The 15428-nt window shown below is 74.0% G+C and carries 9 protein-coding genes, 2 tRNA genes, 1 other RNA gene and 1 pseudogene; 6 read left to right on the top strand and 7 right to left on the bottom strand.

The genetic code is table 11. The features are described from left to right. Positions 1-150: 150 nt before the first annotated feature. The 5 genes from ACZ7G3_RS23100 (at position 151) to ACZ7G3_RS23120 (ending at position 4334) form a co-directional block, all read left to right on the top strand. A complete protein-coding gene (locus ACZ7G3_RS23100; protein WP_470928008.1) occupies positions 151-1158 on the top strand; it encodes an ABC transporter ATP-binding protein in 1008 nt (335 codons plus the stop codon). Next, complete coding sequence (locus ACZ7G3_RS23105; protein ID WP_470928009.1) at positions 1155-1970, top strand: ABC transporter permease; 816 nt, start codon at positions 1155-1157, stop codon at positions 1968-1970. The genes ACZ7G3_RS23100 and ACZ7G3_RS23105 overlap by 4 nt, the downstream gene beginning before the upstream one ends. A 104-nt stretch (positions 1971-2074) precedes the next feature. Beyond that, positions 2075-3592 (top strand): sensor histidine kinase, encoded by a 1518-nt coding sequence (locus tag ACZ7G3_RS23110; RefSeq protein WP_470928011.1) that lies wholly within the window; start codon positions 2075-2077, stop codon positions 3590-3592. After that, positions 3589-4203, top strand: coding sequence for a response regulator (locus ACZ7G3_RS23115; RefSeq protein WP_426602009.1), 615 nt, complete (start codon positions 3589-3591; stop codon positions 4201-4203). Before ACZ7G3_RS23110 ends, ACZ7G3_RS23115 begins: the two co-directional genes overlap by 4 nt. A gap of 58 nt (positions 4204-4261) precedes the next feature. Then, positions 4262-4334 (top strand) — tRNA-Gly (locus ACZ7G3_RS23120). A 58-nt stretch (positions 4335-4392) separates the two neighbouring features. On the opposite strand, the gene ACZ7G3_RS23125 is transcribed toward ACZ7G3_RS23120, so the two are convergent. From ACZ7G3_RS23125 to ffs, 6 genes are all read right to left on the bottom strand, one after another. Then, on the bottom strand, positions 4393-5301 hold the full coding sequence (locus ACZ7G3_RS23125; RefSeq protein WP_426602008.1) for a phosphoribosylaminoimidazolesuccinocarboxamide synthase: 909 nt from the start codon (positions 5299-5301) through the stop codon (positions 4393-4395). A gap of 279 nt (positions 5302-5580) precedes the next feature. Then, on the bottom strand, positions 5581-7083 hold the full coding sequence (locus ACZ7G3_RS23130) for a N,N-dimethylformamidase beta subunit family domain-containing protein (RefSeq protein ID WP_426602007.1): 1503 nt from the start codon (positions 7081-7083) through the stop codon (positions 5581-5583). A 294-nt stretch (positions 7084-7377) separates the two neighbouring features. Beyond that, the gene (locus tag ACZ7G3_RS23135) at positions 7378-9669 is read right to left on the bottom strand and encodes a hypothetical protein (RefSeq protein WP_470928012.1); all 2292 of its coding nucleotides are present in this window, start codon (positions 9667-9669) and stop codon (positions 7378-7380) included. 298 nt (positions 9670-9967) lie between these two features. Further along, the gene (purD, locus tag ACZ7G3_RS23140) at positions 9968-11221 is read right to left on the bottom strand and encodes a phosphoribosylamine--glycine ligase (RefSeq protein ID WP_426602005.1); all 1254 of its coding nucleotides are present in this window, start codon (positions 11219-11221) and stop codon (positions 9968-9970) included. A gap of 120 nt (positions 11222-11341) precedes the next feature. Next, positions 11342-13744, bottom strand: coding sequence for a DNA polymerase III subunit gamma and tau (locus tag ACZ7G3_RS23145; protein WP_470928013.1), 2403 nt, complete (start codon positions 13742-13744; stop codon positions 11342-11344). Positions 13745-13846: 102 nt separating this feature from the next. Then, positions 13847-13941: signal recognition particle sRNA small type (gene ffs, locus ACZ7G3_RS23150), an RNA gene on the bottom strand. A gap of 74 nt (positions 13942-14015) precedes the next feature. Between ffs and ACZ7G3_RS23155 the strand changes: the two genes are divergently transcribed. Continuing rightward, a tRNA-Ser gene (locus ACZ7G3_RS23155) sits at positions 14016-14103 on the top strand. Positions 14104-14182: 79 nt separating this feature from the next. Here ACZ7G3_RS23155 and ACZ7G3_RS23160 read toward each other — a convergent pair. Further along, positions 14183-15419: pseudogene (locus ACZ7G3_RS23160) on the bottom strand (tyrosine-type recombinase/integrase). Positions 15420-15428 lie beyond the last annotated feature (9 nt).

Consider the following 15428-nt stretch of genomic DNA (forward strand, 5'->3'; position numbering starts at 1 on the left):
CAGACCCCGGTCCTCCGAGGACCGGGGTCTTTTCGTGTGCCCATGACCGGGATCCACCGCGGGAGTGCGGGCGGCCCGTCTGACATTTGTCATGCCGGGTGATGACGGGCCGCACTGTCGTCCGGCCCGGAGCGCCGGAATGCTTGAGGCATGCAATCAAACGGACACGAACACGTGATCGAGGTCACCGACCTTCGGCGTGTGTACGGGGGCGGGTTCGAGGCCGTGCGCGGGATCGACTTCTCCGTGCGCCGCGGAGAGGTGTTCGCACTGCTGGGCACCAACGGCGCCGGCAAGACGTCGACGGTCGAACTGCTGGAGGGCCTCGCCGCCCCGGCCGGCGGACGGGTGCGCGTCCTCGGGCACGACCCGTACACCGAGCGGGACGCCGTACGGCCCCGCACCGGGGTGATGCTCCAGGAGGGCGGCTTCCCGTCCGAGCTGACCGTCGCCGAGACCGCCCGGATGTGGGCGGGATGCGTGAGCGGGGCCCGCCCGCCGATGGAGGTACTGGGGGTGGTCGGGCTGGAGTCCAAGGCCGGCACCCGCGTGAAGCAGCTGTCCGGAGGCCAGCGGCGCCGCCTCGACCTGGCGCTCGCTCTCCTCGGCGACCCCGAGGTGCTCTTCCTCGACGAGCCCAGCACCGGACTGGACGCCGAGGGCCGCCGGGACACCTGGGAGCTGGTGAGCGCGCTGCGCGACGGCGGCACGACGGTGCTGCTGACCACGCATTACCTGGAGGAGGCCGAGAACCTCGCCGACCGGCTCGCGATCATGCACGAGGGCCGGATCGCCACCACCGGGACCCCGGCCGAGGTGACCGCCGAGCGGCCCTCCCGGATCTCCTTCGAGCTGCCCGACGGCTACTTCGTCGGCGACCTGCCGCCGCTGGACGGGCTGGGCGTCAGCGGCCACGAGGTCGAGGGCCGGACGGTGAGGCTGCGCACCCACGAACTGCAGCGAGCGGCCACTGGGCTGCTGGTGTGGGCCGGGCAGGCAGGCGTGGAGCTGCGCCGCCTGGACGTGCGGTCGGCGTCTCTCGAGGAGGCCTTCCTGGAGATCGCGAAGGAGGCGTCCGCGAGGACGGCCGAGGGAGCGACCGGCGGAGCGGCCGGGGGGACGGCCAAGGGGACGAAGACGAAGGAGCACACGGCATGAGCGCCACGACCACCAGGCAGTCCGCGGCGCGCGCCACGAACACCCCGGGCACCACGCCGCTGGGGCGCATGGCCGCCCTCGCCCGCGCCGAACTGACCCTGCTCGGACGGACCAAGGGCACACTCTTCGCCTCGCTGTTCGTGCCGCTGGTGCTGCCGGTCAGCGTCTGGTCGGCGTCCAAGGAGATGGACCTCGCCGAGGCCGGACTGACCACCGGCACGCTCGTGCTGCCCGCCGCGATCGGCTTCTCTCTGCTGTTCGCCGTCTACACGGCCCTCGTCGGCGTCTTCGTCGTCCGGCGCGAGGAACTCGTCCTCAAGCGGCTGCGCACCGGCGAGCTGCGGGACGTCGAGATACTGAGCGGGTCGGCGATGCCGGCCGTCCTCAGCGGGCTCCTGCAGTGCCTGCTGCTGGCGGTGGGCTGCTTCGTCCTGCTGGACCTGTCCGCGCCCTCCGCGCCCCATCTGGCCGTCCTCGGCCTGCTGCTCGGGCTCGTGATGAGCGCCGCGCTCGCCGCCGTCACCGCGAGCTTCACCCGGACCGGCGAGAGCGCGCAGGTCACGCCGCTGCCGTTCACGATGGTCTCGATGCTCGGCTCCGGCATGTTCGTCCCGCTGGAGCTGTTCCCCGACCAGCTGGCCTCCGTCTGCGAGCTGCTCCCGCTGACGCCCGTCGTCACCCTGGTGCGCGGTGGCTGGACCGGTGACCTGTCGGCGTACGAGGCGCTGGGCGCCGTGACCACGGCGGTGGCCTGGACCGTGGTCGCGGTGTTTGCTGTACGGCGGTGGTTCCGCTGGGAGCCACGGCACTGACGTACGGGAAGACCGGGACCGGGACCGGGACCGGGGCCGGGGCCGGGGCCGGGGCCGGGGCCGGGACCAAGGCCGGGATCAGGGAGAGCGGGGCGAGCGAGGGCATGCGCAGGCCAAGGCGCTGGTGGGGGCGGAAGAGCACACCGGCGAAAGTGGAGACGTACACCCGGTGGTCGTTCCACTTCTTCGGGGTCATCGAGATCCTCACCATCGGGCTGTCGGCTTTCGACCAGGTCGGGCCCCGGCTCGCGACCGGGCTGTCCCTGCTGGTCGTCCTGCACGCCGCGGTCTGCATGCTCTTCTCCTCCCGGGCTCTGGACTGGACGCGCGGCCGGCGTGCGCAGCCCCTGCGGCTGCTGTGGGCGCTCGCCGCGCTCACGGCGGTGATCGCGATCGGCGCGGTCGGGATCGCGGAGCGCGGACCGGGCGGCGACGGGGTGGACACCGCGGCGGGATCCGTCTTCGGAGGCGTCCTGTGCTTCGGCGCCGGCACCCTCGCGCTCGGCGTGCGCAACCGGCGGCGCGTGGTCGCCGTCGTCGGCGGCTTCGCGCTGGGGGCCGGTGTCGTCTCGTTCCCGTTGGGTATGCCGGGCATCGCCTCGGCCGCCGTGGCGGGCCTCGTGCTGGTGGCCGGCGGGTTCCTCGCCTTCACCTCGATCTTCTCCGTCTGGCTGCTCAACGCCGTCTACACGCTCGACGAGGCCAAGGAGACCCGCGCCCGGCTCGCGGTCGCCGAGGAACGGCTGCGGTTCGGCCGGGACCTGCACGACGTGATGGGGCGGAACCTGGCCGTGATCGCGCTCAAGAGCGAACTGGCCGTCCAGCTGTCCCGGCGCGGCCGGCCCGAAGCGGTGGAGCAGATGATCGAGGTGCAGCGCATCGCCCAGGAGTCGCAGCGGGAGGTGCGGGACGTCGTCCGCGGCTACCGAGAGGCCGACCTGGAGGTCGAACTCGCCGGCGCCCGGGGCGTGCTCACCGCGGCCGGGATCGACTGCGAGGTGCGCGGCGAGACGTCCGGGCTGCCCGCCGAGGTGCAGTCGGCGCTCGGCTGGGTGGTGCGGGAGGCGACCACGAACGTGCTGCGGCACGGGGACGCCGAGAAGGTCGCCGTGGTGGTACGGATGTCGGAGGGACGTGTGGTGCTGACGGTGGAGAACGACGGAGTGGCGGACGCGACCGGGACGAGTCCCGCCGTCGGCGCGGGCGGCTCCGCCGCGTCGGACCGCCCCGCCGTGTCGGGCGGCTCCGGGCTCGCGGGGCTGCGGGAGCGGCTGTCCGCCGTGGACGGCACGCTGGAGGCCGGGAGCGCCGGCAAGGGCGTGTTCCGGCTCACGGCCGAGGTGCCGCTGCCGTGGGCCGGGGGCGGCGGGGCTGGGGCTGAGGCCGAGGCCCGGACTGAGGCCGGGGCTGGTGCTGGGCCCAGAGCTGGGGCCAGGGCCGAGGCCGGGACTGAGCCCGAGGCCGGGGCTGGGGCCGGGGCTGAGCCCGAGGCCGGGGCTGGGGCCGGGACTGAGCCCGAGGCCGGGGCTGGGGCCGGGACTGAGCCCGAGGCCGGGGCTGGGGCCGGGACTGAGGCCAGGGCCGAGACCGGGCCCGAGGCCGTGCTGGAGGTCGCGTCGTGACGACCCCTGTCCGCGTGCTGCTCGCCGACGACGAGCACCTCATCCGCGGGGCGCTGGCGGCCCTGCTGTCCCTGGAGGACGACCTCGTCGTGGTCGCCGAGGCGGCCACCGGTCCGGAGGCGCTGGCGATGGCACGGGCGCACGCACCGGACGTCGCCGTACTGGATCTCCAGATGCCCGGCGCGGACGGTGTGAAGGTCGCCACATCCCTGCGGACAGAGCTGCCCGCCTGCAGGGTGCTGATCGTGACCAGTCACGGACGGCCCGGGCACCTGAAGCGGGCGCTCGCGGCGGGTGTGCGCGGGTTCGTCCCCAAGACGGTCAGCGCCCAGCGGCTCGCCGAGCTGATCCGCACCGTGCATGCCGGAAACCGCTACGTCGACCCGGAGTTGGCAGCCGACGCGATCTCCGCCGGGGATTCGCCGCTGACCGCGCGCGAGGCCGAGGTGCTGGAGCACGCCGCCGACGGGGCACCCATCGCGGAGATCGCCGACCGCGCCGCGCTCGCGGAGGGGACCGTACGGAACTACCTGTCGTCGGCCGCGAGCAAGCTCGGGGCGGAGAACCGGCACACGGCGGTGCGGCTCGCGCGGGAGCGGGGTTGGGTATAGTGGCTGTCGCGCCACGGCGAAGTCCATGACCGAGTCAGGACGAAGTCCACGGCGCAGTGCGAACGTAGCTCAGTTGGTAGAGCGCAACCTTGCCAAGGTTGAGGTCGCGAGTTCGAACCTCGTCGTTCGCTCCGTACGAGAAAGCCCCCGGTTCCGGCCGGGGGCTTTCCCGTGTTCGCCTCGGCGTGTCTACGACCAGCTCAGGCCGGTCAGGCGCTCGTAGGCCTCCACGTACTTGGCGCGGGTCGCGTCCACGACCTGCTGCGGCAGCGGCGGCGGGGGCTGCTCGCTCCGACGGTCCCAGCCGGACTCGGCCGAGGTCAGCCAGTCCCGGACGAACTGCTTGTCGTACGACGGCTGCGCGCGGCCCGGCTGCCACTGGTCGGCCGGCCAGAAGCGGGAGGAGTCCGGGGTGAGGACCTCGTCGGCGAGGACCAGGTTCTCGGGGTGCCCGGCCTCGAAGCCGAACTCGAACTTCGTGTCCGCCAGGATGACGCCCCGGTCGCGGGCGATGTCCCGGGCCCGGGAGTAGACGGCCAGGGTCGCCTGGCGCAGCGCCGCCGCGGTGTCCGCGCCGACCTGGCGGGCGACCTCCTCGTAGGAGACGTTCTCGTCGTGCTCGCCGACCTCGGCCTTGGTGGCCGGGGTGAAGATCGGGGCGGGCAGCTCCGAGCCGTCGACGAGGCCTTCGGGGAGGGCGAGGCCGCAGACGGTACGGCTCTCGTCGTACTCGGCCAGCCCGGAACCGGTGAGGTAGCCGCGGGCCACGCACTCCACGGGGACCATCCGCAGGGACTTGCAGACCAGGGCGCGGCCCTCCCAGTCGGCGGGGGCGCCGGGGGGCAGCTCGGTGCTCAGGACGTGGTTCGGGGCCAGGTCGGCGAGCTGCTCGAACCACCACAGGGAGAGCTGGGTGAGGACGCGGCCCTTGTCGGGGATCTCGGTCGGCAGTACCCAGTCGTAGGCGGAGATGCGGTCACTGGCGACCATCACGAGGTCGCCCGCCTCGTTCCGGTACAGCTCGCGCACCTTGCCGGTGTGCAGATGCACCAGACCCGGAACCTGGATCGGCTCGGGCTTTTCAACGAATCCGGACACGGTTCCTCCCCGTGGTTCTGTCCAATGACTCGATTCTCCCGTACGTCCGGAGTGCCGGGGACAGGGGGGCGGGTCCGGGGTCCGGGTCCGGGGCTGTCGGGTCCGGGCCGGACGGGGCGGGGTCGCGGGCCGGACGGGGCGGGATGGTGGGCCGGACGGGGCGGGGTGGCGGGCCGGGCCGGACGGGCCCGGGGTCACGGGGCCGCGGTGGCGGGTCCGGGGTCCGGGGCTATGGGGTCCGGCCGGACGGGCCGGGGGTGGCGAGCCGGGGGTGGCGGGTCAGTCGCGTTTGCAGATGCGGTCCAGGAGGTTGGCGGTGGCGCGCTGGACACGTGGGTCGACGTGGCCGGGGCGGTCCAGGGCCGGAGACCAGGCGAACGTCCCGGAGGCGAAGACCCAGGCGCCCGACGGGGCCCGGTACAGCGACGTCTCCTGGTGCCGCCGGGCGCCGTCGACGTCGGTGTACGGGCTGTGCGAGAGCAGGACCCGTTCGTCGTGCTCGGGGAGCGCGGCGCGCGGGAAGTAGCGGTCGGCCTCGCCTGCGACCAGGTCCTCGATCTCGTCCCCCTCGTGGGCGCCGGTGGCCTCCCAGAGCCAGTGACCGGCGTTGCGGACGATCATCGGGTGCGGTTCGGGGACGCGGCCGGCGTACTGGATGCCGAGGAGTTGCTGTTCGGCGCGGTCGATCTCCCGCCACAGCACCGGACGGCCCGGGCCCCGGCGCTTGCGGCAGGTCAGCAGGCGGTCGGGGACGCCGGACGGGGACGGCGCCAGCTCCACCTGCCAGTACATGGTGTTGGCGGAGAGGAAGACCAGGGACGTGCCGTGCTCGCGGGCGAGTTCCGTGGTGCGGCGCATGGCGGCGGACCAGTACTCGTCGTGGCCGGGGAAGACCAGCCCCCGGTAGCGGGTCGGGTCGACGCGGCCGGAGTGCAGGTCGCGGGCGTCGGCGTAGGCGAGGTCGTAGCCGTAGCGCTCGGCGAAGCGAATGAAGTCGTAGGCGTGGCCGACGTGCAGCGGCAGCCCCGCGCCCGCGTACGGGCGGTCGAAGGAGACGGTCGTCGCGGCGTCCGCCTCGCCCAGCAGCCGGCCGTCCTCGTCCCAGGCGTGGTAGAGGCTGGCGCCGGTGCGGCCGTCCTCCGGGTAGAGGTTGTACGCCTGCCAGGTGATGTCCGGCAGCACGAGGAGCAGGTCGGCCGGGTGGCTGTCGCGGACCGTGAAGGGCACGTGGGAGCGGTAGCCGTCGGCGGTGGTGAGGACGGCCACGTACGCGCCGATGTTCCAGTACGACGGGATCTGCAGCCGCCAGGAGAGCCACCAGTGGTGGCAGGAGACCGTGCGGTCGGCGGTCAGCGGCGCTGGCTGGACGATGCCGGACAGGCGGGGACTGGTGGTGATCTTGGCGGCGCCGTCACCGCCGTAGTGGCCGATCCGGTAGACGTCGACGCTGAACTCCTGGGGCGGGTCGACGGTGATGTGGAAGTCGATGGCCTCACCGGGGGCGGCGGCTCCGGTCGCGGTGAAGCCCTTGATCTGGCGGCGGACGTCGTCGGCGGCGCGTGGGCCGCCGCCGTCGGTGCGCCGCCGTCGGTCCTTCGTACCGGTCCTGCCGTCCGGGTCCGGTACGGCGTCCTGGTCCGCGTACCAGGCGACGACCTGGCCGGTGTCGCCGAAGTACGTCTCGCCGCCGCGCAGCCAGGGGACGGGCCCCTGTCCGAAGGGATCCGTCACGGCGTGCGCGAGCGCTCCCGACTCCCAGCGGCGGATCTGCTCGGGCCCCATGGGACAGTCCCCTCCCTCGTGCCCCCGCGGTCGTGCGTATGACGAACGCCTTTGCCATGTGCGCGATCGGTCCCAGCACATCACATTTCGCGCGCGTGCTGTCACGGTTCGTTGCGAAGTGGCCGAAAGTGGAATCAGGGGGTCCGGTTCGGCGGTCCGACGCGGCTTCGTACGGCGGTGTTCGGGCGGGTGGGACGGGTGGGACCTGGGTCGGGGCCGGGGGGCCGGGCCGGGCGGGGTCGGGCGGGGCCGGGCGGGGCCGGGCTGGTGAGGGCCGGGCCGAGCCGGGGAGGGTCAGACCAGGCGCACGGGCTTTTCCGGGCGTATGCCGAGCTCGTTCATCCAGTCGCGCAGGGGCCCCGGGTCGCCGGTCTCGACGAGGCTGCGGACGTGGGGGGCCAGATCCGCGGCGCGGGCGCCGTTGACCAGGAGGGACGGGCCGTCGAGCCAGTCGAGGCCGGGGGCGGCGCCGACGGTGTCCATCGCCGCGCAGCACACCATCGCCGTGATGTGGGCGGTGAGGATCTCGCGGCCGGTGCGCGGGGGCTGCAGGGGGAAGAGAGGGAGCGCGCCATCTGCCCAGAGAGCGGTGTCGGGGCCGGTCGGTCCCGCGGCTGCCCCGGAGGCGGACGGCTGGGCTCCGGTCGGCTGCGCCTCCGCCTCCTCGCGGGCGAGCTGGGCACTGAGCCCGGCGGCCAGGGCGGCACCGCGGGCGGTGGTGCCGGCGAGGTCGTCATCGTCATGGACGTCGGCGGGGTGGTGGCCCGAGTGGGCGTGGGGGGCGTGGGGGGCGTGGGGGGCGTGGGAGGCGTCTGCGTCGCTTTGGGCCCGGGGGGCATCCGCGTCATCGTGGGCGCCGAGATGGTTGGTGTGAGCGTCGCGCTCGCCGTACGACGCGTACACGGCCCCGGCGTCGTCCCTCGTGTCGGTATCGGTGCCGGAGCCGGAGCCGGTGGTCCGGGAGTCGGTGTGACTTCCGGCGTCGGCGCGGGTCCCGGCCTCGGCGCGGGGCGACTCCTCGGTGCCGGTGCCCGTCCCGGGCTCAGCGCCGGTCCCAGCCCTGGGCGCCCCGCTGGGCTCCGCGCCGGACCCGGCCCTGGCCGCCGGACCGGACCCCGTACGCCCCTCAGCTGTCTGCCGCCCCTCAACGGTCCGCGCGTCGGTCTCGCCACCGGACCCGCACCCGGCCCAGCCGCCAGGCCCGGTCCGGGGCTCGGTTTCCGGTCCGGGTCCGAGCCCCGTGCCGATCGCGGCGACCGTCTCCCGTGGGTCCGAGGGGCCGTCGGCGGCCGGGGTGGACGAGGTCGTGAGGTGGTCCATAACGCGGGCCAGGGTGGGGCCGTCGGTGCCCGGCGCTGCGCCTTCGGCAGCGCGACGGACGCCCAGGGCGTCCAGGACGCGGTGGAGGCGGGCCGCGTCCGTACGCCAGGCCCGGTCGACGACCTCCTCGGGGTACTCGTCCCACCCCACCGGCGCCCAGTCCGGGCCCGTCTCGGCGGGCCCTCCGTGGAAGAGGCGGGCGGCGAGGAGGGAGACCGCCTCGTCCATCGCCCCGGGCTCCTCCAGCAGGTCGCAGGCGGGACGCTCACCCAGCCGGGAGGCGAAGCCCTCCGCCAGGCGGTCGCGGCGGGACAGCTCCGTGAGCGCGGCGACGACGCCCACGTCCAGCCGGGCGGGCCAGCGGCCCATCCGCCAGGCGGGCAGCGCGACCCGGGTCAGCAGGCGGTCCCAGCCCGCGTACGCGAGCCCGACCTGCTCCTGCGCGACGATCCGCAGACCGTAGTCCACAGCCTGTGCACGCTCGGCGGCCGCCGCCGCGACCCCACGTTCCATCTCGGCCGCGTGGACACGGCAGCTGCGCAGCAGGAGCCGGGACACCCAGCCGAGGGCCGCGCGCACCGCGCGGGACAGGGGGCCGCGCCCGCCCGTGGAGGCCACCGCCACCGCGGCGTCCAGCCCGCGTATGAAGCGGCGGGCGGCGGCTATGTCGGGGTGCGCCGAGGGCCCCGTACCCGCGACGACCGGGGCGAGGACGGCGCGCAGCTCACCGACGCGCATCCACCACAGGAAGGGTGAGCCGATGACGAGGACCGGTGCGGCGGTGGACCGGCGGTGGACGGGGCCGCCCGTACCGGCCACGTCGTCGTGCTCCTCCACGGGCGGCGGGCCGTGCGCCCGGTGGGTGCGGTCCTCCAGCCAGCTGTCGCAGTCCGGCGTGAGCGCTATCGCGGAGGGGGCGGGGACGTCGAGCCGGTCGGCCAGGTCACGCACCATCCGGTAGAGGTCCGGCGCCGACTCCTCGGCGATCGTGACCGTCGGGGTGACGGCGGGCCGGGAACGCGCGACGACCAGGGCGACCGAGGCGCCGGCCGCCAGGACGAGAAGCGCGAGCACGGACACGGTCCAGCGGACGACGTCCCAGCCCCCGCCCGCGAGGTGCCCGGTGGAGCCGCCCACGAGCAGGATCACGGCCGCGGCGGCGGGCAACAGGGCGACGGCCAGCGCCCGGCTGCGGATGCGCAGCACGGCCAGTGCCCGGGAGCGCGCGGCCTGCGCGCCCATCTCCACACCACCGATACCGGTCACGGCCGGACCTCACCCCCTCCTTGCTGCCCTGGACGTTCGCGCTGCTCTCCGGCTCTCGTTCATTCCCCCACTGTGGCACCCGCCACTGACATCGCAATGCCGGTGGGCCAAGTGCCGGAACGCTTGCGCGGCACCCTAGTTGGGGCCTTCACGCCCGTCAGCCGTATGGCGCATCGGTCACTCGATGGAATGGCTTTGGGGAAAGGTGGATGACTGAGAGCAAGGATCAGGCCCCGGTTCCTGAGACGGAGCCGGGGCCTGTCGGGTTCGGTGCGCGCGGGTGTCCCGCGGAGCCGGGTCAGGCTCCTGCGGCTGCCTTCGCCGCGATGTCCGTACGGTACTGGGAGCCGTCGAGTCCGATGCGGGCGACGGCCCGGTAGGCGCGGTCGCGGGCCTCTGTGAGGTCCGCGCCGGTGGCCGTGACGGACAGGACGCGGCCTCCGGCGCTGACGACGGCGTCGCCCTCGCCGCGGGTGCCGGCGTGCAGGACGTAGGCGTGCGGGGCGTCCTCGGCGGCCACCTCGTCGAGGCCGGTGATCGGGTCACCGGTGCGCGGGGTGCCGGGGTAGTTGTGGGAGGCGACGACCACGGTGACGGCCGCCTCGTCGCTCCAGCGCAGGGGCTCCAGGTCGGCGAGGTTGCCGGTGGCGGCGGCCATCAGCAGACCGGCGAGCGGCGTCTTCAGGCGGGCCAGTACGACCTGGGTCTCGGGGTCGCCGAAACGGGCGTTGAACTCGATCACGCGGACGCCGCGCGAGGTGATCGCGAGACCGGCGTAGAGCAGGCCGGAGAACGGGGTGCCGCGGCGGCGCATCTCGTCGACGGTCGGCTGGAGGACGCTGTGCACGACCTCGTCGACCAGCTTGGGGTCGGCCCAGGGCAGCGGCGAGTACGCGCCCATGCCGCCGGTGTTCGGGCCCTCGTCGCCGTCGAGCGCCCGCTTGAAGTCCTGGGCGGGCTGGAGCGGGCGTACGTTCTCGCCGTCCGTGACGGCGAAGAGGGAGACCTCGGGGCCATCCAGGAACTCCTCGATGACGACGCGGTCGCACGCGTTCGCGTGCGCGCGGGCCGCCTCGATGTCCTCGGTGACGACGACACCCTTGCCTGCGGCCAGCCCGTCGTCCTTGACGACGTAGGGGGCGCCGAAGGCGTCGAGGGCGGCGTCGACCTCGGTCGGGTTGGTGCAGACGTAGGAGCGGGCCGTGGGGACGCCGGCGCCGGCCATGACGTCCTTGGCGAAGGCCTTGGAGCCCTCCAGCCGCGCCGCCTGCCCGGAGGGGCCGAAGACCGGGATGCCCGCCTCGCGCACGGCGTCGGCGACCCCGGCGACGAGCGGCGCCTCTGGTCCGACGACGACCAGTTCGGCGCCGAGCCTCGTGGCCAGCGCGGTGACGGCCGCGCCGTCGAGGGCGTCGACCTGGTGCAGTTCGGCGACCTCGGCGATACCGGCGTTGCCGGGTGCGCAGTGCAGCGCGGTGACGTCGGGGTCGAGGGACAGGGAACGGCACAGGGCGTGTTCGCGGGCGCCGCCGCCGATGACAAGGACCTTCACGGGGCCAGCCTAATGGGAACGCGCCGGAGCGGTTTGTGCGGGCTTCCGAAGCGGCGGGGCGCGGAGGCTTGTGCGTTCCTCCAGTACAGGCCCCGGGCCCCCGGCCCCGCACGCCCCCGCCTACTCGTGCGGGATCTCCTCGACCACCGACGCGCCCAGCTCCCGTACCAGCAGTTCCTTGCCGGACAGGGCCGACTCGTCGAGGTCGGGGTCGTCGTCCTCGGGGACGTCGTCCTCCGGGGACACCGGGCGCGGCTCGGGCGCCGGGGGCCGGGGCGCGGGGGCGGACGACGGGCCGGACGCCGGTCCCGGCGCGGTGGGCGCGGACGGCGCGGGAGCCGGAGGCGGGGCCGCGGGCGACGGCGCCGACGGGCGCTGTACGGGCGCGCCGACCCCGAAGCCGCCACCGGCACCGCCACCGCCACCACCGCCGAAGCCGCCACCACCGAAGCCGCCACCACCGGCACCGGAACCGCCGTAGCCGCCGGAGGGCCCGGCGGGGGGCGGGGGTGCCGAGCCGCCGGAGGGGTCGACGACCGCCTCGACCTTCCACTGCACGTTGAACTGCTCGGCCAGGGCCTGCCGCAGCACGTCCTCGCTGCCACTGCTCAGGAAGTTGTCGCGAGCGCCGGCGTTGACGAACCCGATCTGGAGGGATGTGCCGTCGAAGCCGGTCACCTGGGCGTTCTGGCTGAGCAGGATCCAGGTGAACCGGCGGCGGTTCTTGACCGCCTCCAGGATGTTGGGCCAGATCGTGCGGGGGTCGACTCCGGCGCCCGGCGACGGTGAAGCGGGGGTGGGGGTGGGGGTGGGGGTGGGGGCGGGTGCAGGCGCGGCGGTCGGCTCGACTGCCGGTGCCGGGGCCTGTGCCGGTGCGGAGGCCGCGGAAGGACCGGGGGCGGCGGGCGTCCGGGGTGGCTGACCGCCGCCCGCCGGTGCCGCCGTGGGCCACCCTCCGGGGCGCCGACCGCCACCGGCGGGAGCCGCGGTCGGCCAGGCGCCGGGCGCGGGCGCCGACGGAGACGCCGCTGCGGGAGCGGCGGGAGCGGCGGCGTCCTGGGGCTGCCGGTCTCCCGTGGGTCCACCCGCGTGCGGAGCGGGCCCCGCGCCGGCACCGGCAGCCGGCTCCGAGGGCTGACCGCTCCGGCCGGCCGCCGGAGCTCCTCCCCCGCCACCGGCCGCTGCGGCACCGCCACCGGGTCCGGGCCCCCGTACCGCGGCCCGGGCCGCGGCGGGCCCGCCACCCGGCGGAACCGGAGCGGCGACGGCCGCGGCACCCCCGGCAGCCCCCACATCGGCACCGGCATGCCCCTCGGGCCCGGGCACGTACCCCATGGCGGGCGCACCGGCACCCGCGGAGAACTGCACACCGCGCTCGATCCGGTCCAGGCGGGCCATCACCGAGCGCTCGTCGCCGTACGCGGCGGGCAGCAGCACGCGCGCGCAGATCAGCTCCAGCTGGAGGCGGGGCGAGTGGGCGCCCCGCATCTCGGTGAGCCCCTCGTTGACGATGTCGGCGGCGCGGCTCAGCTCCGCCGCTCCGAAGGACCGCGCCTGGGCCTGCATCCGCTCGACGACGTCGGCGGGGGCGTCGATGAGCCCCTTCTCCGCCGCGTCGGGCACGGCGGCGAGGATCACCAGGTCACGGAGGCGTTCCAGCAGGTCGGTGACGAAGCGCCGCGGGTCGTTGCCGCCCTCGATCACCCGGTCCACGACCTCGAAGGCGGCCGAGCCGTCACCCGAGACGAACGACTCGACGACGGAGTCGAGCAGCGAGCCGTCCGTGTAGCCGAGCAGGGCGGTCGTCATGTCGTACGTCACACCGTCGGCGCCGGCGCCCGCGAGCAGCTGGTCCATGACGGACATCGAGTCCCGGACGGATCCCCCGCCCGCCCGCACCACCAGCGGCAGCACGCCGTCCTCGACCGGGATGTCCTCCTTGCCGCACACCTCGCCGAGGTAGTCGCGCAGGGTGCCGGGCGGCACGAGCCGGAAGGGGTAGTGGTGGGTCCGCGACCGGATGGTCCCGATGACCTTCTCGGGCTCGGTGGTCGCGAAGATGAACTTCAGATGCTCCGGGGGCTCCTCGACGACCTTCAGCAGGGCGTTGAAGCCCTGCGGCGAGACCATGTGGGCCTCGTCGATGATGTAGATCTTGTACCGGCTGGAGGCGGGCCCGAAGAAGGCCTTCTCACGCAGGTCACGGGCGTCGTCCACGCCACCGTGCGAGGCGGCGTCGATCTCGATGACGTCGATGGAACCCGGTCCGTTGCGCGCGAGGTCGCGGCACGACTGGCACTCGCCGCACGGGGTCGGGGTGGGGCCCTGTTCGCAGTTCAGGCAGCGTGCCAGGATCCGGGCGCTGGTCGTCTTGCCGCATCCGCGCGGACCGCTGAACAGGTACGCGTGATTGACCCGGTTGTTCCGCAGCGCCTGCTGCAGCGGGTCGGTGACATGCCCCTGCCCGATGACCTCGGCGAAGGACTCCGGGCGGTAACGGCGGTAGAGCGCGAGAGACGACACGCATACGAGGTTATAGGCGCCCACCGACAACCGGTCCGCCCCAGGAAGCCAGGACGTCCCAGGACCCCCGGCCGCCCCCGGAATGCCCGGCCGCCCTGAAACGCAGGCGCCCCCCACGCACCCGCCAGAGCCGACCTACCCTTGCTGCCTTCCGGCCCTGGGGGAGTTCAGTCAGATAGCGCCGCGTGAGGGGCTGTGCCACACGTTACCCGATGTGGGGCCCTCGGAACGAGTTCGCAAGCACTCCTCCACGTCATGTAATGTTCTCTGCGGAGGATTCGCCTAGAGGCCTAGGGCGCACGCTTGGAAAGCGTGTTGGGGGCAACCCCTCACGAGTTCGAATCTCGTATCCTCCGCCAGTGCCTCACCGGGCACGATGTCGAAGGGCCCCACCGTTCGCGGTGGGGCCCTTCGACGTGGTCCGTCTCGGTTTCCGTCTCAGTTCGCCGTCGGCGACTCCCAGATGGCGTCCCCGACTTGCCGCGCGACCTTCCGCAGCATGGTCCCCGTCACATGCATGTAGCGAGCGCGCATCCGGGCCGCTCCCCCGGGCTCCCACCCCATGACGAGTCGACCACGACGTCCGGGACGCCGAGGATCAGCAGGACGGTCGCGGCGGTGTGGCGAGCGTCATGGAGACGGCCGTCCCGCACGCCGGCGTCCCGAAGCAGCCGCTTCCAGACGTGGAAGTCGGTGTTGGGGCTCAGCGGCCCACCGGTCGGCGAGGCGAACACGTACCCCTTGCCCTCCCAGTCCGCACCGGCCGCGAGCCGCTCCCGCTCCTGGGCCTCCCGGTGCTGCCGAAGGATCTTGATCAGCGGATCGGGCAGGCCGATGGTGCGCCGCCCGGCCCGGGACTTGGTGGACTTGTGCTCACGCCGGGTCTGCTCCCGCTGGGGGCAGTAGCCCGCCTTTCGGCCACACGGGTCGGCGCCGCAGCCGTGCGCGTACTTGGGGCGCAGCCGGTTCTTACGGATGCGGACGTACCCCGCCTCCAGGTCGACGTCTTCCAGTGCAGGCCGAGCGCCTCGCCCTGACGGAGGCCGAGCGCCAGGGCGACGACCCAACGGGCGCTGTTACGGAGCTTCGCCGCTTCGACGAGCAGGCTCTGTACTTCTTCGATCGTGTACGGCTCGATGTCCTCCTCTTCGAGGCGGGGCGCCTTGGCGATCTCGGCGGCGTTGGTGGCGACGTGCCCGCGCCGGACCGCTTCCCCCAGGGCGACCCGGATCGTGCGGTGAGCGTGGTGCGCGGTGCCGGCGGAGCTCCCGGCCGCCTGCATCTTCCGGTAGAAGCGTTCGAGGTGCTCGGGCTCCAGGCGGTCGAGCTTGTGGGCGCCCAGGCCGGGGACGAGGTGGACGCGTACGTCGACCTCGTAGCCGTCGTACGTGTTCTCGGAGACGTACGGCTTGGCGATGTTCTCGACCCAGTGCTCAAGCCAGCTCTGCACGGTCCAGCCCTTGCCCGGCTTGCGGAGCTTCTTGTCGTCGCGGGCCCGCTCCATCTCGCGGACGGCCCTGGTCACTTCCGCCTTCGTCTTCCGTTCGATGTGGCGGCGGTCGGGCTTGCCGTCATCGCGGACTCCGACCGTCACCCGGCCGTGCCACTTGCCGTCCTTGCCGAGATAGATGGAGGAGGCGCCGTTGGGCTGGCGGGTGCGCTTCTGCTCTGTCATGCCCGTGCC

The organism is Streptomyces sp. NPDC037271, from assembly GCF_055603605.1.